Source organism: Pseudoalteromonas citrea (assembly GCF_000238375.3).
In the GTDB taxonomy this organism is placed as follows: domain Bacteria; phylum Pseudomonadota; class Gammaproteobacteria; order Enterobacterales; family Alteromonadaceae; genus Pseudoalteromonas; species Pseudoalteromonas citrea.
The window spans coordinates 878735-898656 of record NZ_AHBZ03000014.1 but is presented as its reverse complement, the minus strand read 5'-3'; the positions used below and the strand labels follow the sequence as shown (position 1 = coordinate 898656).

The following is a 19922-nucleotide window of genomic DNA, read 5'->3' as shown; positions in this document are numbered from 1 at the left end:
TGTCTTCTTATTGGGGTTATTTATCCCAATAAGAAGTTTCTAACGAATCTTCACGTTCCGGTAGGCCACGAGATAATCGTGGAGAGTGCTGTACTAGTACTTCATAACTTGCTCTATTTGCATATTTACTTATTTGCGCCAGTGATGAGTAAGTGATTGCCGCTTGCTCATGTTTGGCTGAGTTTGGCACATTTAATTTGTGATACTCGTTGGCAGATAAGTCATGTAGCACAGCTGCGAGCGCACAATCACCGGCACCATTGGTATTTTTAATGGTATCTGGACCACCCATATAAGGCGCTGTGTGGCTATAAGCCCGAATTGGGTTTGGGCAATCGGCTTTGCGCATCGCTCGCGAAAATTCATATTGATTAAATTCAGGGATAGCGCCAGGCAATAGTGGGTATTCAGTTTCACGCTTTACGCTATCTTCAACATATCCGGCCATAAACAAGCCTTTAGGGCCCGCGGTACAAATGACTAAATCAACCCAATCTAGCGCTTTGTCAGCTGCAAGTAGTGGGTCTGAGAAGCCAGTGATCGCTTCACCTTCTTCTTCATTCATTGCCAAAATATCGACATGCTTTTCGACAAACTCAGCCCACCAAGTTGGATCTTTTTCAATTAAGAACTTGGTACCAAGTGTTAGTACAACTGGTACGCCGGCTTGATTTGCATACTCTACGGCTTGCATGGTTGCTTGGGTCATTGTTTCATCACCCGTAGTCCGCATTAAGTACGCACTGATCACCAACGCTGATGCTTCTTGGATCAGGGTCTTTGAAATAGACTCTGGACGCAAATAGTTCATTAGGCCAGCACTAATAGCGAAAGTACGTTCGCCACTATCGTCAATGAGTGTAAAGCAACGACCAATCGGCCCTCCGACGGGCTGTAAGTGATCTAAATCAACACGGCTAGAGGTATTACACAAAAACTTATATGCATAGCTCCCTATATTGATGTTTTCACTCATTACGCCAAGCAATACCGAGCGGTCATCCGCAAGCACAGAATAGTTGTGCATTGTATTACCAATAGTACCACCAGCGAATTCGTAGTCGACCATATCATCGCGCTTTAAACGCTCATATAAGGCATTGGTTATATCACTGGCTATCACTTGTGACATACCACGTTGTAAACCAAACTCATCAAGAAAAGCTTGATCTACTTTGGCCTCAATATCTACGACAATTTGATCAATACCACATATATAACTGCGTTTTAATCTGTCGTCATTGCCCAATTGGTTTATTAAAGGGTCTTTCTCTTCCACTGGAAAGTAATGTTTATGCCTACGGCGTCCCGGAAATTTCATGTTTTACCCGTGTGTTTGAGCTCAAGAAATAAAAAAAGCGGCGAATTATAGCGTAAGTGTGCCGTGTTGAGCCATGTCATTTTGGTAATTTTAGCAATAATATGTGGTATATTTACTCTTGACGAACCCTTCTTAATAGTAGCACGACAGAAAATTCATGACTGAGATAGAACAAGATCAATACTGGATGGCGCAAGCGCTTGAATATGCAGACCGAGCGGAACAACAAAATGAGATCCCCGTCGGAGCTGTAATAGTTAAAGACAATCAAATAGTTGCAGCGGGGTGGAATCAATCTATTTGCAATCACGATCCGTCTGCACATGCAGAAATGTTGGCTGTGAGAGAAGCAGGGAAGGTGTTAGAGAATTATCGATTGGTTGATTGTACCTTATATGTCACATTAGAACCGTGCCCAATGTGCGCCGGTCTGTTGGTACATAGCAGGTTAAAAAGGGTGGTGTTTGGTGCCAGTGATGCTAAAACCGGTGCTGCGGGATCAATCATGAATATTGTCAATGAGCCTAAATTAAACCACCAATTAGAGGTAAGTCAGGGGGTGTTGGCAGAGGAATGCGCACAAAAATTGTCTGATTTTTTTAAGCGCCGTAGAAAAGAAATCAAAGCGGCAAAGAAAGCAAAACAAGCGACTCAGGGCTGAGCCGCGACTTCTTCCATTTGTTGTAGTGCAAATAACTTGCGACGTAACAGTACTTTTTTGTGGTTACTTTTCATAATTGCACGGCGACGATTCGCCTTTGCATGCTGAGTGTTTCGTTTAAATTGGTGAGTTCGACGTCTTCTGAGCATCGGCACCTCCTTATTTGTGAGAGAAAAAACACACATGGCAGAATTACAGGGATGTATTGCAATAGTATGACACTTACATCTATTTGATGCATTTTATTTGTCACTGCTTGTATTGAGTGCCCCATTTTCATCTAACCATATTAGGGCATCATAATAACGACGAATGTTGTCAACATATTGGATGGCAACATCTCCACGTGCATATCCATATCTTGTTTTTCGATAGTAGCGTTTTTTGATAAGAAGGGGTAGTCGTTTTTTTACCTCAGCCCAACTATCAGGATCGCCCTTTTGTTGCTTTGTTATTTTCCTTGCATCGTTCACGTGGCCCCATCCTACATTGTACGATGCAAGAGCAAACCAGGTTCTATCCGGTTGAGTAATATTTTTAGGTATGCGCTTCACTAGCTTTTGTAAATACTTGGCACCACCGCGAATATTTTGCTCTGGTTTTAACCGGTTTGTTACACCAACCTGCTTAGCTGTGGGCTGAGTGAGCATCATAATGCCCCGCACGCCAGTTGGGGATTTAGCGCGTGGATTCCACATTGACTCTTGATAACTGAGCGCAGCCAGTAAACGCCAATCCAATTCGCCAGCATACTCTTCAAACCAAGCGCGGTATTTGGGTAAAATATCATTACTGGCCTCAACAAAAGCAAGCGTATTTACATAGTTAAATTCATTGATATGACCAAAGTACTTTTCTTCTAACGCATAAAGTGTGTCGCTGTTGTTCATACTCTCAAAAAAAGGCATCAGTAACGCATATAAAGAGTCATCATGATCGTCTCTTAAAGCCCAAGCGACGTGATCGGCCTGTGTGATGGAGAAGCCAATGCTCACATTCGGGTGATAGCGTCGAAATAGCGCAAGGGTATGTGAGTCGGCAATGGTAAAGTCAATCTCTTCATCAATAATTGCTTGTAGTAACTCTTCCTCATCTAAATTGTTGGTTGTCTGCCATTCTAAACTGGGGTACTCGTACTGAATTTTTTCTAACGATAATGCATGATTAGAGCCTTCAATGACGATGATTGGCGCATCAATATCTGCAAAGCTTCTGGGACGAATACGACCCTGTTTATAGACTAATTTTTGGCTTACATTGCGATAACTCGGGCCAAAACGATATTCTCGTAACGGGTGATAACTTAGTCCGGATGCCGCTAAGTCAAGATCGCCGCTGTTTAAACGCTCAAAAAGTTCTGTAAGGCTAAAAAAAGGCACAATTTGAAGGCGTACCCCTAAATATTGTGCAAAATGTTGGCTGAGCTCATATTCAAAGCCTTGTTCTGCTCTTTGAGATTGAAAGTAGTTGCTTGGGCCAACCAAAGTACCAATTTTAATGACTTGTTTTTGTTTTATTTTCTCTAATTGATTCGGTGGGGTCTTATCGCATCCGGTTATCAAAAGTATGACAACAACCATTATGAGCTGTATTAATTGTTGCATTTTTTTGCCTTAAGAAAACCTTATCATTAACTACGTTAACGAAATTGTGTAATGAAAGCAAAACTCCCAGTACCTTGTTTTGTATACAACAAAGCCATATTTTACCTTGTTGCTTAAATAAGGTGACGGATTTTTTACGAGTTTTGACAATTTTGGGTTAAACCCAACCGCTATTTCTACTATAATGGCGACCCAAAATATCGTTCAATCCCTAACCCCGGATGAAAATACCTATGTTGATCTTACGTGGTGCTCCTGCACTGTCTGATTTTAGAGTTCAAAAAATCCTTAAAAGCTGCGCTGATGCGAACCTACCTATCACAGGTATTTATGCTGAATTTATGCATTTTGCTGATTTAACAAGTGAACTATCTGAAGCCGAATTGGTTAAGTTAAACAAGCTGTTGGAGTATGGTCCGACAATCGCTGAGCATGAGCCAGCGGGTCAGTTAATTTTGGTTACACCTCGTCCAGGCACGATTTCACCTTGGGCATCAAAAGCAACCGATATTGCAAACAACTGTGGCTTAAGCCAAGTACATCGCGTTGAGCGTGGTATTGCTTATTATGTTGAAGGCGAATTATCAGCTGAGCAACTATCAGCAACGGCGGCACTATTACATGACCGCATGACCGAAGCCGTGCATTCTGAACTAGAAAGCGCAGGCTCGTTATTCAATGTTGATGAGCCAAGTCCAATGTCATCGGTTGATATTCTAGGTGGTGGCCGTGAAGCGTTAGCAACAGCAAACGTAGAGCAAGGTTTTGCATTAGCAGATGATGAAATTGACTATTTGGTAGAAAACTTCCAAAAGTTAGGGCGTAATCCGAACGACATCGAGTTATTTATGTTTGCGCAAGCAAACTCTGAGCATTGTCGTCATAAGATTTTCAATGCAGATTGGACAATCGACGGTGCTGAACAACCTAAATCATTGTTTAAAATGATTAAGAACACCTTTGAAAATAACCCAGAAAACGTATTGTCTGCATATAAAGACAATGCCGCAGTTATGAAGGGTTCTAAAGCAGGTCGTTTCTTCCCAAATAAAGAGGGCGAGTACACTTATAATCAAGAGAACATTGAGATCTTGATGAAAGTTGAAACCCACAACCACCCAACTGCTATTGCGCCTTTCTCAGGTGCTTCAACGGGCTCTGGTGGTGAAATTCGTGACGAAGGTGCAACTGGCCGTGGTTCTAAACCAAAAGCGGGTTTAGTGGGCTTTACCGTATCTAACTTGCGTATTCCGGGCTTTGAACAGCCGTGGGAAAGCGACTTTGGTAAGCCTGGGCGTATTGTTAACGCACTAGACATTATGACTGAAGGACCACTAGGTGGTGCGGCATTTAACAACGAGTTTGGTCGTCCAAATCTTTTGGGTTATTTCCGTACTTACGAAGAAAAAGTTACCAGCCATAACGGCGAAGAAGTACGTGGTTACCATAAGCCAATTATGTTGGCCGGTGGATTAGGTAACATTCGTACCGATCATGTCCAAAAAGGTGAAATTCCAGTTGGTGCAAAGCTGATTGCACTAGGTGGCCCTGCTATGAACATCGGCTTAGGTGGCGGTGCGGCATCATCAATGGCATCTGGCCAGTCTAACGAAGATTTAGACTTTGCTTCTGTACAGCGTGAAAACCCTGAAATGGAACGTCGTTGTCAGGAAGTTATCGATAAATGTTGGCAGCTTGGTGATGAAAACCCAATTGCCTTTATCCATGATGTGGGTGCGGGTGGTTTATCTAATGCATTCCCTGAATTGGTGGATGATGGTGGCCGTGGTGGTAAGTTCCAACTACGTAATATTCCAAACGATGAGCCGGGCATGGCACCACACGAAATCTGGTGTAACGAATCGCAAGAACGTTATGTATTAGCAGTAGGTGTTGAAGACTTTGACCGTTTTGAAGCCATTTGTAAGCGTGAACGTGCACAATATGCGGTAATTGGTGAAGCAACAGAAGAGCGTCATCTAACCGTTGCTGATAGCCACTTTGACAACAACCCAGTGGATTTACCGTTGGATGTATTGTTAGGTAAAGCGCCTAAAATGCACCGTGATGTGACTTCTCAGCAGGTTGAAGGCAGTGCCCTTGAAACTGCTAACATCAATGTAGAAGAGGCTGCAAAGCGTTTATTACGTTTGCCAGCAATTGCTGAAAAAACCTTTTTGATCACCATTGGTGACCGCACGGTAACAGGCTTAGTTGCGCGTGATCAGATGGTTGGCCCGTGGCAAGTACCAGTTGCAAACTGTGCGGTAACAGCAGCAACGTATGATACGTATCATGGTGAAGCTATGTCATTGGGTGAACGTACACCTGCGGCACTACTTAACTATGGTGCATCAGCACGTTTGGCAGTGGCTGAGTCATTGACTAACATCGCAGGAACAAATATCGGTAGCTTAGAGAATATCAAGCTATCAGCGAACTGGATGGCGGCTGCCGGTCACCCAGGTGAAGATGCGGGTCTTTATGAAGCGGTTAAGGCCGTGGGTGAAGAGCTGTGTCCGGCACTTGGCTTAACCATTCCGGTTGGTAAAGACTCTATGTCGATGAAAACCAAGTGGGATGAGAATGGCGAAGAAAAGTCTGTTACTTCACCATTGTCGTTGATCATTACGGCGTTTGGTCGTGTTGAAGACATTCGTAAAACAGTGACGCCACAATTACGTACTGACAAAGGTGAAACATCACTCATCTTATTAGATTTAGGTGCTGGTCAAAACCGCATGGGCGCGTCAAGCTTGGCACAAGTTTATAAGCAGTTAGGTGATAAAACGCCAGATGTAGATAACCCTGAATTATTGAAAGGTTTCTATAACGCAATGCAAGCGTTAGTGGCTGATGAAAAGCTACTTGCTTATCATGACCGTTCAGACGGTGGACTATTTACTACCGTGACTGAAATGGCATTTGCTGGGCACACGGGTGTGACAGTAAACCTAGATGGCTTGGTAGGTAGCGACATTGAAGCGCTTTACAATGAAGAGCTCGGCGGTGTGATTCAAGTACGTAACAGTGACTTGAGCGCGGTACACGATGTACTAGCCGCACATGGTTTAACAGCTATTAGCCATGAAATCGGCTCATTAAATAGCGAAGACACAGTGATATTTAACCGCGCTGGTAAGGCAGTACTGAGTAATACGCGTACTGAACTTCGCACTATTTGGGCTGAAACAACCTATCAAATGCAGGCGCTTCGTGATAATCCTGAGTGTGCTAAGCAAGAGTTTGATGCTAAATTTGATGCCAAAGACCCAGGTCTAAACGTGAAGTTAAGCTTCGATTTAAACGAAGACATTGCAGCGCCTTATATTGCAACAGGTGCAAAACCACAAATGGCTATCTTGCGTGAGCAAGGAGTTAACTCACACATTGAAATGGCTGCTGCATTTAACCGTGCTGGGTTTGCTGCTGTTGATGTACACATGAGTGATATCTTAGAAGGCCGTTTAACACTTGAGCAATTCAAAGGCTTAGTGGCATGTGGTGGTTTCTCTTACGGTGACGTACTAGGTGCCGGTGAAGGCTGGGCGAAGTCTATTTTGTTCAATGACATGGCGCGTGAGCAGTTCCAAACCTTCTTCCACCGTGAAGATACATTCAGTTTAGGTGTGTGTAATGGTTGTCAGATGCTGTCAACGGTGAAAGAGCTGATCCCTGGCACTGAGCACTGGCCACGTTTTGTTACGAACAAGTCAGAGCGCTTTGAAGCGCGCTTTAGCTTAGTTGAAGTGCAAGAAAGCCCGTCAGTGTTCTTTAAAGGGATGGCAGGTTCTCGTATGCCTATCGCGGTTTCTCATGGTGAAGGTCATGCTGAATTTGCAAATCAGAGTGCGGTAGATACTGCCATTCACTCTGGTACTGTGGCATTGAAGTTTGTTGATAACTACGGTAACCCAACCACACAATACCCTAATAACCCGAACGGTTCTGTTGAAGGTATTACCGGTATTACCTCGACTGACGGTCGTGCGACTGTAATGATGCCACACCCAGAGCGTGTATTCCGCGCAGTGGCAAACTCATGGCACCCTGATGAGTGGAAAGAAGATAGCCCGTGGATGCGTATGTTCCGCAATGCACGAAAGAATGTGGGTTAAGATAATTTAACACTCTAATTTCTAATTGGAAAAGGTCGCTGATGCGGCCTTTTTTGTTTCTATTATGTGTATAGCAAAGCTTTTTTCTGTTTGAAAAATATGCTATTTTTCTTTGGGAATGTTGATTTTGAACAAGGAAAGTCTTATGAAAATTAAGTTATTGGGCATATTTTCTGTTATTTTTACAAGTTGTGTGTTGAGCGGTTGTGGTTCTAGTGAAGGCGAAAGCGGTTCGGTCACAGCGATACAAACTGACAGTGATTCAAGCTTGGGAGGGGAAGCTACGTACCAGCGTTATGTAATACAAAACCATGTTCCCTTGATTTCATTAACCGATGAAAATACCGTAGATGATTTACATACTTTGGCTGCGAGTATTGGAGAACGAAGGATTGTACAGCTAGGTGAAAGCACCCATGGCTCGAGACAAATGAGTCAAATAAAAACAAGAATAATAAAGTACTTACATAAAAATCATGATTTTAATGTTATCGCCTTTGAAAGTTCTGCATTTGCTTGTAATCAAGAGGTAAACCAAGGACGAAAGCTCGCAAGCAAAGACTTACTACAGGGGTGCCTATTTGGTATCTGGCACTCACATGAAGTACTTGATTTGTTCGAGTATATTGTTAACACACAATCAACGGATAGACCTTTAAAAGTTGTGGGGTTTGATGTTCAGTTATCAGGGTTATTAGATACGCCCAATTATATGACTGAATACTTTGAAAGTGCGATTGATGCAGAAGGTGTGTCGACTACCTTAGATATAGAGTCTTTATTCCTAGATATCGCACAAATATCACGGTTGAGTTATTCATGTGAAATACAAGACAATAGTCAGTCATGCGATACTATTTCGTCAACTCTGCCTGATGCACAAGCTGCCTTGGATAGGCTTCAAGCATTATTTATTCATTCTACTATGACATCAAAAACAGCACGGTTTTTAGCAACATCATTCTCCCGTATGTTGCGCTTAGAAGAGGTGCGAGTTGGCGGATCTATTGCAGAGGGAATGGCGAGTCGAGATCAGAGTATGGCTGACAACGTTATTGAGTTAGCAACTGAGCTCTACCCTAATGAAAAAATGGCTATTTGGGCACACAATTCACATATTGCTGAGTATTATTCAGATCACCGAACCCAATACCCGTTAATGGGAATGCACTTGAATGAATACTTTGGGGATGACTTATTTTCAATCGGGCTATATATGAATCAAGGTGCCAGCGCGGGTAATCGTGGAGAGTCATTATCTGTAAGGCCTCATAACGTAAACTCATTAGAGTCGCTAACGGCTATTGCAAATCAAGATGTATTATATTTACCCTTTAGTAAAGTAAATCAACCTGGTCTTGAGGACGATTGGTTGCATCGGCCTTATGAAACGAAGTTCTGGGGAACGACTAATGTTCAAGTTGAGCTCGCAAAAGTATATGACGGCATTATTATGGTTGATAGATCCACATTACCGGATTACTTATAGTTGTATTTAGCAATGGTAATTATTAAATACCATTGGCGTCATGAAAAGATATAGGTAAGAAATGTTTAGCCCCTTGCCTGTATCAAACTTTTATATACAGGCAGGTTTCTATGGCTTGGAATAAAAAGCGTTATTTATCTTATTCTAAACCACTCCTATCATAATAAAGCTGCTTTAGCGTGCCGCAGTTGACGAATTTGTAGATTAATTCGTTTGCAGCAGGCACCACTTTTGATGTTCTGAACTTTTGTAAACACGCACCGGTTAAATCTACAAAAATCAAGTGATTAAAACTCGGTTTATTTTGAATTTTGTGTACGTAAATGCGTTCCGTGCCTTTAACCGTGATCATATCGTACTCTTGCCATTTTGAGGGTTCAGCCAAATCTGTGAGCTTACGAGAATAGAGCTGTTTGCTAAATACAATGGCGCGGTCGCTATATACTAAGCTGCCACCTTGTTTGTAATGCCCTTCGTAAATATCCGCGGTCACGGTAATTTCTTCACCACGCATTAAGCGTTCAATATTGAAGGGTTTTGGCTTGATAGTGATTAGGTTTGCATCTCTTACTAAATTTAAAAATGCCACATCTGGGTTATCTATTTGGTAGACCACTTGCACATCGTGTGGGGTTGTATACGTTGGAAAGTTAGCTGCATAGATTCGAGAACCTCGGTTCATTAGGACCATCGCATGTTCTGCTTTATAGGCCGGGTTTAATGGCGGGAGCTGTTTCTTTTCTTCGGCAGCATACACATTGCCCAATACAAGCATGCACAGTGTTAGTAATAAAGTTCTCATTGGTATCTCTATGTGAAGTGGTCATTATAGTATAGCGTGATGTGTACTACCTCTGGAGATTTTTAAATAAAGAAAGCGTGCTCAGCAATGGTTGATCTATGCCTTGTTGATACTCATCCCATGATTGCGCGAGGAATTTGTCCGGGTACAGTGCATCCGATGAAACACTACTAAACGAATAATACCGTTTTGATAGGCTATAACGGCGATGTGAGTGTGGCAAAGAAAGCTGATAGGTTTCGCTATACTGGTTAGGATCGCCCCCGCTTGGAGTACCAATTATTTGTGCGTTTAAAAGTGCTCTAAACTGCGCTGTGTTACTCATTGCCGCTGAAAAAGTGACATGGTCGATAAGTACAGCATTCTTATTCTGCCAATCGAATTGGTCGAGGGGGAGTAGGCAAGATGACAAGGCTAATCCACTGTAAAAGTTGCCACCACCGTTACCTCTGAAGTCGATAATTAATACGTTATTAGCCGCAGTATAACGCGTTAGTTCTGCATATTAAGTTCATCTTGTAGTTGTTTGTTCATCGCTTTAAGGCCTGATACTTTCTCTTTGGCAAATGCGATTTCATCTTGACTGATCCCCTCTTTTATTCCTCGAGCGATCAGGGCTTCCAAGCGCATTATTTTTTGTTTAGAGGCGTCGGTAAATGCTATTTTTAGTTCACGTTCTTGGTTTGTATGGTATTGCTTATAAGCTTCGTGATCGTGTAAGTCTCCGGTGTAATGCATCGGAGTCGGTGACTGGGTTATAGGGGGAATATAAGCTGAAGGTTGAGGTGTCATATTTTTAAGTGGCGGCTTATCAATATTTGTCGTGCGTTGAGATTGCACTGGGTACTTCCGTTCGTCAATGATAGGAACATTAACGTGCGTATTTTGCATCGGTTCTTTTTCTACAGCGCTATTATGTGTTGTTAGGGGGATTGTTGACTTAGGCATAATGGCTACTAATAAGTAGCCAAATGCACAGAGTAAAAGCGTGACAAGTGTCAGTTTTAGATATTTCATAATGACAACTTATGTAGTTTGAACCAAGCAAGTTTATTTTTTTGATAAGCCAGTTTGGCTGCCTCTTCGATAAGGGCAAGGGTAGCTTGATATCTGACTGTCTCTGATTGCACGGAGTAATAGTCAAACTTAACTTGATGCGTTTGTGCGACGAGCCATTGCCCATTAGGACTTCGGATTGGACCTGCTAATTGTGATTCTTTTAAATTAAATACGACTTGAGCAGCCCATTGGCTGTTGTGCTCGCGGGTTAGTATACCTTTGGTTTTAGCAAATATGTTGTTTAAGGCATGTTGGCTGAGTGCCTTCTGAAAACTGGTTTTTATCACCGCTTTTTTGAAGCTTGCGGCGTTTTTTGAAGAGGAAAATATAGCGCCACTGGCATAGACCGTGCTTTTGTGTTTGAAGTCAGCTTTGTGTTGCATGTAAAACTGCTTAATATCTTGTGTGGTGATGTTACTTTTTAATATTTCGACATAATCACTTCGTTCACCATGCATTTGAGTTTGCACCCCAAAGTAACTGAGCATGGGAGAGCGAATTAGTTCACCAGTTGCTATTAACGCTAGGTTTTTTAGCGATATATTAGATTGGGTGAGTTGCACTTTAAGGTGCTTAATCAGTCGATTATATTGCCTATGTTCATTAAGTAGTTGTTTAAACAAAGTATAATCGCCCTGATGTAATTTATAGCGATTTTGCATAGATTGCTCATGCATTAAATCAGCAAGAGTAAGAGGTGCGCCACTAAAAGAGGTTAAATCAATGTTTGCGAGCTTTTTCAATTGAGCTGACGAATAGTGATTATCGTTAGGGTAGCTTGGTAAATCAGCCTGTAATTGTGTTTGAGTGTAATTAGCCCAATTAACGACGGCTTTTTGTGGGGCAGCTGTTGATACAAAGTGGCTTGTTAATAATGACATTACATAACGACGAGCATGAAACTTAGTGGCATAGCCGACTTCTGATTGGCGAGCGAGCAAGTGGGATTGATGTTGTTGAGCTTGGTCAAGCAAAAACTGGTTTTCAGCCAGTCTTGTTTTGGTTTGCTCCCGGGTGAAATTATCTTGATGTTGTGAAAAAGCCTTATGCATCAAAGTGATTTCAGCGTGACTAAATAAAGCAGGGTTAGCGAGAATTGGTAAGCTGTTACAGCTTACCAATAAAATGAAAAGCCAGCGCATTAGCGACTCACCATTGCGTGATTGAGTAGGTGCACAACCATCGCAATCGCATGCGGTATCACTTGCTTAGCGGTAGTTAAGCGGTCGTAATGGTCTTGTGAATTGAGAACAATACCCCCTTGCGCATATGAAAAAGCACCACCTTGTGTTAACAAAGGTCGTATGTCTTGGCTATCTTTGGCGACAGGTGAAAAAGTTGCCATTGCTGAATGTACCAGTTGTAGGTTGTTTAAGTCTTCTTGATCATAGTAGTCTTTCACCCAAGACTCCCAACTTGAATGATTTAAAGCCGATGTAGTCCATGTATGGTGAGGTTGCAGTAAGTCGGTGGTGTGAAATACAAAGCCGAGTAATTGCGGATGACCACTTTGCAAAAAGCTCTGATACCAATATTGCCCTAAATTATCGATAGGCTGAAAAGGCATTTCTTCAAAATCATCGTACATATTGTAATTTGAGTGGCTATCAACTCGATAATTAGCTTCTGTTACCCCATAGGTATTGTATTTAGTATCATCAGCCCTAAACCAACCTGTTTCGCCACCTGGGCCATCATCAAGGTAGTCACCTTTTAACCACGTTGCGGCAAGGCTATCGACATTACCCCAGACAGTGAGCTTATCGTAATTGTACCCGCCAAAATCATTCCCATGTTCATCGGCGCCTTGGGTGTGGTTTTGAAAGTGCCAGTAGCTGGTGTATTTAACAATGCTTTGTGCGGCTCCCCACAGCGGTGCCTGAACACAATCCCCCGAGATTGCACCACAAAAAAAGGTATCTTCGAAGTCATCGACATCATAGGCCGCTTGTCCGAGTAACTCGGCAAGTGCATCCACTGTTAAATTATTTGTTGAGGCGTATTGCTGTAGCTTATTGTATTGGGTTGTAGTTGGGTTTTCGGCCATATAATTAACCGCATCTATCACAATACGCTTGTGGGTTTCTTGGCTAAATGCCAATGTATCGGTACATAGTAAAGGCAAAGTACATAGTAGTAGTGCTTTTTTCATATTGTCCTCGTAAAGTAATCACTCTATTTTGTGGGGTATTAAACGGGACGATGATGAACTTTTTATTAACTAATTGTTAACTTTAAAAGTGTGTGCTTATGTTAAAAGTTGTTATTGTTGATGTTGTTTTGCTCAGGTATGATCAAGGATGAATTGTAAACACACTATTAGTGTATCCAAGGACTATGAAAAAAATAATAATAATATTATTTTCTCTCTTGCTGTGTTTTTCGTTTAGCACCCAAGCAAGTGAAGATGAGTATGAAGACGATGGCTTTTTATGGCAGCTGAGCCTTGGCGGCTTTTGGGTTGATTTAGCGTTACCCGAGCTGGAAGGGGCACAGTCTGATTTTGACGGTATTTCACTGCTTGTGGATGCCAAAATCCAATATAAGCGCTTTTATTTAAACACTCACTCTGGTGATTTTTTTGGTGGCTCTGATTTGGGCTATCAACTGATTCTAGAAGATGATTGGGGGGTTGATGCCATATATGGTAATTATCAATTACCCTTCTCTGAAGAAGGTTACTATGGCAGCGAAGGGTATGTCCCTGAGCTAAGTGGAATAAAAAGGCGCAAGCAGGATCAATCGATAGGCTTGTCTTATTATAGAACTCTTGGTGACTATCAAGCGGTTGCTGAACTAGTTTACGACGCCTTTGGGGATACAAATGGCTGGGTATTGCACTTGGAAGCAACGCGAAATTTTGAATTACGTAATTGGGATCTATGGTTAAACTTTGGTGCCAATTATTACTCTGCTAACTTTATAGATTATTTTTATGGTGTTGATGCTGATGAAGCTACTTCAAGGCGCCCAGTCTATGAATTAGGTGATTCAGTGTCGGTATTCACGCAAGTTCAGGCAAACTATCCAATTGCAGAAGATTGGGTATTTAGTGCTGGCGCATCAATTATCATAGGCGCTAGCAATACAAAGAAAAGCCCACTTGTTAACTCTCGGCACGCTCGTGCAGTTTTTGCCGGAGTGAAATATGTATTCTAAATTGGTCTCAATTAATGCCTTAATATTTATTTCAGGGATGGTTAGCCAGCAGGTTGTTGCGGCTAATGGCGAAGGAGTAGTAGAGATTTTACATGCAGCACCAAGTAAATGTGTTGCTCTAAATGAAGGGCGTACGTGCTACGCAGATGTTAAGTTTTCTATCAACACTCCAGCGTTGGGCGATTACTGTATTAGAGAAAGTGTGTCTAAAAAAATTCTACAGTGTTGGGCTAAATCGCAAGCCTTTGAATTTGTTTTGGGGTTTGGTTCTGCGGAAAGTATGAGTTATGAGCTTATTTCAAAATCACAGCGTGATGTGCTGGCGGTGACCACGATAGAAGTAAACTGGGTGCACAAGATTCAAACGAAAAAGCGCCGCTGGCGCTTGTTTTAACGCATACTTACAGCGAGTCGATATTGTTAAGGCAATATTGGGCTCGCTGTAATGTTTGCTGTTTTGTCACATCATCTTGCTTGTCCCAATTACGATATATCATGCCGATCCTCGGGTTTTTTGCAAAACGTTCCCTGTGTTCAATCATAAAATTCCAATATAAACTATTGAGCGGACATGCGTCTGTCGTTGTTTTTTGTTTGACGTTGTAATGGCAGCCAGTGCAGTAATCACTCATTTTATTGATATAATTCCCACTTGCTGCGTAGGGTTTAGTCGCGACGATCCCGTTGTCAGCAAATTGTGTCATACCACGAGTGTTGGGCATTTCAACCCATTCAATCGCATCGATATAAATACCTAGATACCAGTTATCGACCTGATCTGGGTCTATGCCGGTGAGCAAACAAAAGTTACCCGTTACCATTAAACGTTGAATGTGATGTGCATAAGCAAACTCTAGGCTTTGCGAAATGGCCTGTTGCATACACCGCATTTTTGTTTGTCCATCCCAGAATTGTTTAGGGAGACTACGTTGAGCTGACAGTGTATTGTAAGTGGCGTAATCAGGCATATTTATCCAGTACACCGCTCTTACATATTCTCTCCAGCCCAGGATCTGTCGAACAAACCCCTCAATTTGAGCAATAGAAATTGTATCTTTATTGGCTTCATACGCATGAATAGCTGCATCGATAACCTGTTGCGGCGACAGCATTTTACTGTTTAGAGCAAATGACAGACGGCTGTGGTATAGGCTCCATTTATGTGGGCTATTTGCCGTCATTGCGTCTTGAAATTGACCAAACAGGGGTAAAAGGTATTCACAAAAATAATGCAGTAATTGCTGCGCTTCAGTGCGACTGGTTGGCCAAATAAATGGCTGTGATAGTTCGCCCATCGTCGCAATGTTGTGACGTTTTAAACGCGTAATAATGTCACTCATATCATAGCTAAATAGCAGTGGTTCAGGAATATGGGCCATATCTGCTTTTTTTAATTTAGCGCGGTTATCAGAGTCGAAATTCCACTTTTCACCTGTAGGTGTGTCGCCGTCCATTAAAATGTCGAAGCGTCTACGCATTTTTCGGTAAAAATGTTCCATGGTAATATGTTTGTCTTTTGTGAAATATGCAGGTATTTCATCAAATGGCAGAAAGAAGTGGTTGCTTTGTACGCATTGTATTGACGTATTTTCTAAAACCATCTCCGACAATTGTTGAGCCAATCGGTATTCATCAGGTTGCTGATACTCAAAATGTTTACAGTCAAATTCGTTGCATAATCGTTGTATTAATGTGGGCAAGTCTTTGTCATGAAGGGTGTCATCGAGAGTTAAATAACACACTTGGTATTGGGCTTGTCGCAGTGCATCAGCAAATCTCGCCATCGCTGCAAAAAAACCACAGATTTTTTGCACATGATGTGTTGTATAGTTTGTTTCTTGGTGCAGCTCAGCAATAACATAAATTGCTGGAACGGATTTATCTTGAAACCAAGCATGGCCCACATCAAGTTGGTCACCTAATATTAGGCGCAGTATGGGTTTATTCTGCATTTTAAAGGCTCCTAGATTGCTCATTCGGCCACCCTGTCATATCGGTGTATTCGGCTAAATTGCGGGATGTACTTTGTGTTTTTGTAGGGCTCCACTGTCGTGTATATTCACCATCTGGGTCGTAAAGCCTAACTTGTTTTTGGATGTTAAAATGACGGCCACCTTTGGTGTCGGCACCTACGCCGGCAATGTACTGCCAATTTCCCCAATTACTGGCAACATCATAATCAATGAGCCTCTGTTCAAAATAAGCAGCACCATAGCGCCAATCTACTTGGAGCTCATTAACAAGATAACTGGCGATAATTTGGCGGCCTCGGTTTGATATCCAACCTGTTTTGTTGAGTTCGTTAATCAGTGCGTTAATTAAGGGCTCTGGCGTATTACCATTACACCATGCCGCGAACCGCTGAGGGTAAAAACTGGTGAGAGGCTTGGTATTCGTTATACCTGTAAACTTAAATAATGCGCTTTGATGCAACTGGCTGTACCAATGAAAGTACTCGCGCCATAGTAGCTCGAAGTAAATCCAGTAAGTTGATTCATTACTGCCATGTTGATTTTCATACTCATTGAGTGCCCTTAAAACTTGCTGAGGGCTCAAAGCGCCATGAGCAAGGTACGGTGAAAATAAGGTAGAAAAATGATTACCATGCAATGCATTACGAGTCTGTTTATAGCCAGAGGCAGCATCTGAGTTAAAATACCCCCTAAGGTGTTTTTGTGCATTCTCTTCGCCACCATAATAATCGTTGTTTTGCGTATTGATTAGATATTTCGGCAGTTTAAATTGCATTAGGCAAGGCGGTGGAGGGAGGTGAAAGCATGGTCGTTGTGGTATGGTTTCTGTGCGTTCACACTGAGCATCGCGCTCTATAAACTTTCTAAATGAGGAAAATGACTTTGGTAACTCAGCCAAATCAAAAGGCAATTGTGTTCGATAATATATTTGACTGTTATTTGCTGTTTGAAAATTAACATGTGAAAAAGTACTTTTAAGCCACTGCCACATATGGCTTTCGTTATACGCTACGGGTATAGATGAGGCGACGTGGGTTATTTCAAAGCGACTAATATAGTCAGCTATAACCCCTCTGCGGTCACCATATTCAACATTCAATGTTTGACCGAGCTGTGCCAAAGAGTTTTGTAACCCCTGCAAGGTACTTTTCAGATACCCTTTTTGTGCCTCACTGGCAGTTGTTTGGCTAAATTGTTTATCATAACGCGTTTGGGGAGCAACACAGTATAAACATATCAAGGTATCGACGCTTGAAGCCAATAAATATAGCGCATCGTTATCTTGCACACGGCAGTCTTGAGTAAAAAGGTAGAGGCCTATTCGTTTCATGATTACTTATTCGTTAAACCAGTTATATTAGTTGTACGAATAAAAACAAAAAAAGCCCAACAGGGCTTTTTAAATTATATTGAATGTCCTGTTATTGGCATTGTTCAATTAAGCCCCGTAAATGTTCACCTATATCTTGGCTTTGACTTTGGCCATCTTGTAGCAACTGACTTACTTTGTCCTGTAACTCGGTTAAGTCGTATTCACTGAGTAAAGTTCTCAAGTAATTTACAGTATCAGCACCTTGCTGCAGCAGCTGTGGAATGCTTTCTAGTGAAATTTCTTGTTCAGATAAGCTTTCGATTGTTGCAGCCAGCTTTGAGAGGTCGGCGCCATCCTGCAAAGCCCCCTCTACTTCGATGAGTGCACCCATAGGGTCAGCGTCAAGCTGTTTTGCAACACAAGCAGCAACACTGCCTTTTTCTGCCGTGGCGGAGAAAGCCGTTAACCCTTGCTCTCTAATTGATTCAACAGCCTCTTTTAATTCACTATTTTGTGATAAGTACTGCTCTTCTATCTGTTTTTTTGATGATTCAAATACATCGCAGCCTGTTAATGGCAGGAGTAAAATAGTCGATAAAAATAACGCTTTTTTCATAACAATTCTCTTTGCGTAAACTGCGATCGAGTTTACTGTGATTGTCACTAAAAGTCATCTTATGGTCGAAAACTGCTGTTGCTTTTGTTGGCGAAAACTCTGTAAGTTAACAACGTTACTCGTTTGAAAAACAACGCTTTTAATTATGTTAGCAAACATGTGCAATGCTTTGCGCCATGCATTACGCAAAGCCAGCGTAAACTGACGACCTAGGTGCAATTGTAGTGTCTCTAGCATCGTATGGCACAGCACGGCAATATCTTGCTCACTGAGCTTGAGTGCATCAAAATGCGGCTTGTGTCGCTTGATCAAATCAACCAGTGCACTTTGCTGTGGCAAAAGCGCAATGCCTTCACTTAAAAATAGTTGAATGTTGTGTTCGATATTAAGTAAATATTTTGAAGAACTTGGTAAGGCAAGCTCTAAGTTATAGTTTTTGAGTTGCGTATGTAAACTCACACAGAAACAGTGAAAGTTAGGCTTAAGCGTTGTAAAAGATTGCGTTAATAGTTGATACTGATAGGGAGAAATACTCATAATCGCCTCTTGTCGATTAAGAGCGCGTCCGTTTGCTCGGATGGAAAGTAATTGTTTAATTACCTAAAATTACAGTGTAATAGAACAATAAATATGCTTGGTAGCCTTGATACGGCATAACTCAGATACTACTCAGTGTTCATATTAAGTTTGCAATGAACCCTTAGTGCAAAGTATAGGTGCGAATAGGGTTATTGCGAATGGGAAATGTGTTATTTCAGCTTAATGCAGGTAAAAGCGCTGATAAATAAAAACTTATTAGCGCTTTTTAAATACTAATTATCTAAGTATTTGATTAATTGATTGGCGCTAGTAGCTTAGGATCGGTCACTAACGGACGAACACCGTGTGCGTGATCTTCTTCAAACTCATTGCTTTCACACCATGTCGCTAGGCTGTTAATGTCGATTTTTGCACAAGCAGGGCGAACGCTCCAAGTAACTTGAAGTGGTGAACACTGCTGTTCTGTGTAGCTAGGGCCTGTTGTTGAACCTAGGAATTCTACAGGTTTACCCGTTGTATTTGGGATGTGCTTTGCTTGGTGATAACCGTTAACCATATTGCCATCGTAATCAAGGTCATTGAAATCAAGTGCATTCTCATCATTAACGACCATGAATACTTGTGTTTCTACACGTAATTGTGGGTTAGCACACTTGTCACTCAAACATGAGCCAAGACCTTTACCCGGTGTTACATCACACGAACTGTGAACCCAGTGTACTTCAATGGTATCGCCAGGCTGTACATTTTTACATACTTTACCTTTAGGGGCTTTAAGCTCAGCGGCAGTGAGTGAACTTGTTGCGTTACATTGATACCCACCGTACTTGCTATCACCGGCAAAGACAGAAAAGTCTTTTGCTTTGTGCTCTGCATTTTTATGGAAGTGAATATTACATAGGTTCATATGCTCGCTAGCAGGTGCTTTTGAAAAAACACGTTTGTTTTCACCAAGTAAATTATCAATGTCGCGCGGGGTTTGTGGACCATAGCCCTCACAGCTTGCAGCGACAGCTTGACCAGTGAATGCAAATGATAGCGCTGTCAAAATGGTCATTGTTGTTTTTTTCATAATAGTTTCTCTGTAATGTAAAAATTGCGATATTATATCTGAGCTTTTAACGTTATGTAATGTCTGGAAAGAAGAAATTACCTATTTCAGGTCCTTTTGGCGATTGATTAAGCGAATAAATAGTAGATGGGAGGTTGCTTATTAATGGAACACTCCTTATAATACTGCGCATATTTTGCAGTGTTTGCTGCACATT

General features: G+C 41.8%; 18 protein-coding genes. 5 read left to right on the top strand and 13 right to left on the bottom strand.

The annotated features are described in order from the left end of the window. Positions 1-16: 16 nt before the first annotated feature. Complete coding sequence (locus PCIT_RS07270) at positions 17-1321, bottom strand: inosine/guanosine kinase (RefSeq protein WP_010365856.1); 1305 nt, start codon at positions 1319-1321, stop codon at positions 17-19. A gap of 157 nt (positions 1322-1478) precedes the next feature. Here PCIT_RS07270 and tadA point away from each other — a divergent pair, with 157 nt between their 5' ends. After that, positions 1479-1982 carry a tRNA adenosine(34) deaminase TadA gene (tadA, locus tag PCIT_RS07265; RefSeq protein ID WP_010365858.1) on the top strand — a complete coding sequence of 168 codons (504 nt, stop codon included), beginning with the start codon at positions 1479-1481 and terminating at the stop codon, positions 1980-1982. Here tadA and PCIT_RS07260 read toward each other — a convergent pair. Beyond that, positions 1973-2131 (bottom strand): hypothetical protein, encoded by a 159-nt coding sequence (locus PCIT_RS07260; protein WP_010365860.1) that lies wholly within the window; start codon positions 2129-2131, stop codon positions 1973-1975. The genes tadA and PCIT_RS07260 overlap by 10 nt on opposite strands. 93 nt (positions 2132-2224) lie before the next feature. Beyond that, positions 2225-3586: a membrane-bound lytic murein transglycosylase MltF gene (mltF, locus tag PCIT_RS07255; protein ID WP_010365862.1), complete on the bottom strand. Its 1362-nt coding sequence runs from the start codon at positions 3584-3586 to the stop codon at positions 2225-2227. A 233-nt stretch (positions 3587-3819) separates the two neighbouring features. Between mltF and purL the strand changes: the two genes are divergently transcribed. Both purL and PCIT_RS07245 read left to right on the top strand, forming a co-directional pair. Beyond that, positions 3820-7704 (top strand): phosphoribosylformylglycinamidine synthase, encoded by a 3885-nt coding sequence (gene purL / locus PCIT_RS07250; RefSeq protein ID WP_010365864.1) that lies wholly within the window; start codon positions 3820-3822, stop codon positions 7702-7704. Between the two features lie 145 nt (positions 7705-7849). Then, positions 7850-9193 (top strand): erythromycin esterase family protein, encoded by a 1344-nt coding sequence (locus PCIT_RS07245; protein WP_010365866.1) that lies wholly within the window; start codon positions 7850-7852, stop codon positions 9191-9193. A 139-nt stretch (positions 9194-9332) separates the two neighbouring features. Here the strand turns inward: PCIT_RS07245 and PCIT_RS07240 are convergent, their stop codons facing one another. The 5 genes from PCIT_RS07240 to PCIT_RS07220 all read right to left on the bottom strand — a co-directional run bounded on the left by PCIT_RS07240 (position 9333) and on the right by PCIT_RS07220 (position 13206). Beyond that, the gene (locus tag PCIT_RS07240) at positions 9333-9995 is read right to left on the bottom strand and encodes a hypothetical protein (RefSeq protein WP_010365868.1); all 663 of its coding nucleotides are present in this window, start codon (positions 9993-9995) and stop codon (positions 9333-9335) included. A gap of 46 nt (positions 9996-10041) precedes the next feature. Further along, a complete protein-coding gene (locus PCIT_RS07235; RefSeq protein ID WP_157592757.1) occupies positions 10042-10407 on the bottom strand; it encodes a S41 family peptidase in 366 nt (121 codons plus the stop codon). Between the two features lie 80 nt (positions 10408-10487). After that, positions 10488-11012: a hypothetical protein gene (locus tag PCIT_RS07230; protein ID WP_010365871.1), complete on the bottom strand. Its 525-nt coding sequence runs from the start codon at positions 11010-11012 to the stop codon at positions 10488-10490. Continuing rightward, positions 11009-12196, bottom strand: a complete 1188-nt coding sequence (locus tag PCIT_RS07225) for a peptidyl-prolyl cis-trans isomerase (protein ID WP_010365873.1) — start codon at positions 12194-12196, stop codon at positions 11009-11011. The genes PCIT_RS07230 and PCIT_RS07225 overlap by 4 nt, the downstream gene beginning before the upstream one ends. Then, complete coding sequence (locus PCIT_RS07220; protein WP_010365875.1) at positions 12196-13206, bottom strand: phospholipase C/P1 nuclease family protein; 1011 nt, start codon at positions 13204-13206, stop codon at positions 12196-12198. The genes PCIT_RS07225 and PCIT_RS07220 overlap by 1 nt, the downstream gene beginning before the upstream one ends. Before the next feature lie 185 nt (positions 13207-13391). Here PCIT_RS07220 and PCIT_RS07215 point away from each other — a divergent pair, with 185 nt between their 5' ends. Further along, positions 13392-14213: a MipA/OmpV family protein gene (locus PCIT_RS07215; protein ID WP_010365876.1), complete on the top strand. Its 822-nt coding sequence runs from the start codon at positions 13392-13394 to the stop codon at positions 14211-14213. Then, positions 14203-14607, top strand: coding sequence for a DUF3019 domain-containing protein (locus tag PCIT_RS07210; protein WP_010365878.1), 405 nt, complete (start codon positions 14203-14205; stop codon positions 14605-14607). Before PCIT_RS07215 ends, PCIT_RS07210 begins: the two co-directional genes overlap by 11 nt. 7 nt (positions 14608-14614) lie before the next feature. Here PCIT_RS07210 and PCIT_RS07205 read toward each other — a convergent pair whose 3' ends face one another. The 5 genes from PCIT_RS07205 to PCIT_RS07185 form a co-directional block, all read right to left on the bottom strand. Beyond that, entirely contained in the window at positions 14615-16165 is a 1551-nt protein-coding gene (locus tag PCIT_RS07205; protein ID WP_010365880.1) for a cryptochrome/photolyase family protein, read from the bottom strand. A gap of 1 nt (position 16166) precedes the next feature. Next, entirely contained in the window at positions 16167-17516 is a 1350-nt protein-coding gene (locus tag PCIT_RS07200) for a DASH family cryptochrome (RefSeq protein ID WP_010365882.1), read from the bottom strand. A 91-nt stretch (positions 17517-17607) separates the two neighbouring features. Then, on the bottom strand, positions 17608-18114 hold the full coding sequence (locus PCIT_RS07195) for a hypothetical protein (RefSeq protein ID WP_010365883.1): 507 nt from the start codon (positions 18112-18114) through the stop codon (positions 17608-17610). A 54-nt stretch (positions 18115-18168) separates the two neighbouring features. After that, positions 18169-18651: a globin gene (locus PCIT_RS07190; RefSeq protein WP_010365885.1), complete on the bottom strand. Its 483-nt coding sequence runs from the start codon at positions 18649-18651 to the stop codon at positions 18169-18171. A 295-nt stretch (positions 18652-18946) separates the two neighbouring features. Next, positions 18947-19726, bottom strand: a complete 780-nt coding sequence (locus tag PCIT_RS07185; protein WP_010365888.1) for a delta-class carbonic anhydrase — start codon at positions 19724-19726, stop codon at positions 18947-18949. Positions 19727-19922: the final 196 nt, after the last annotated feature.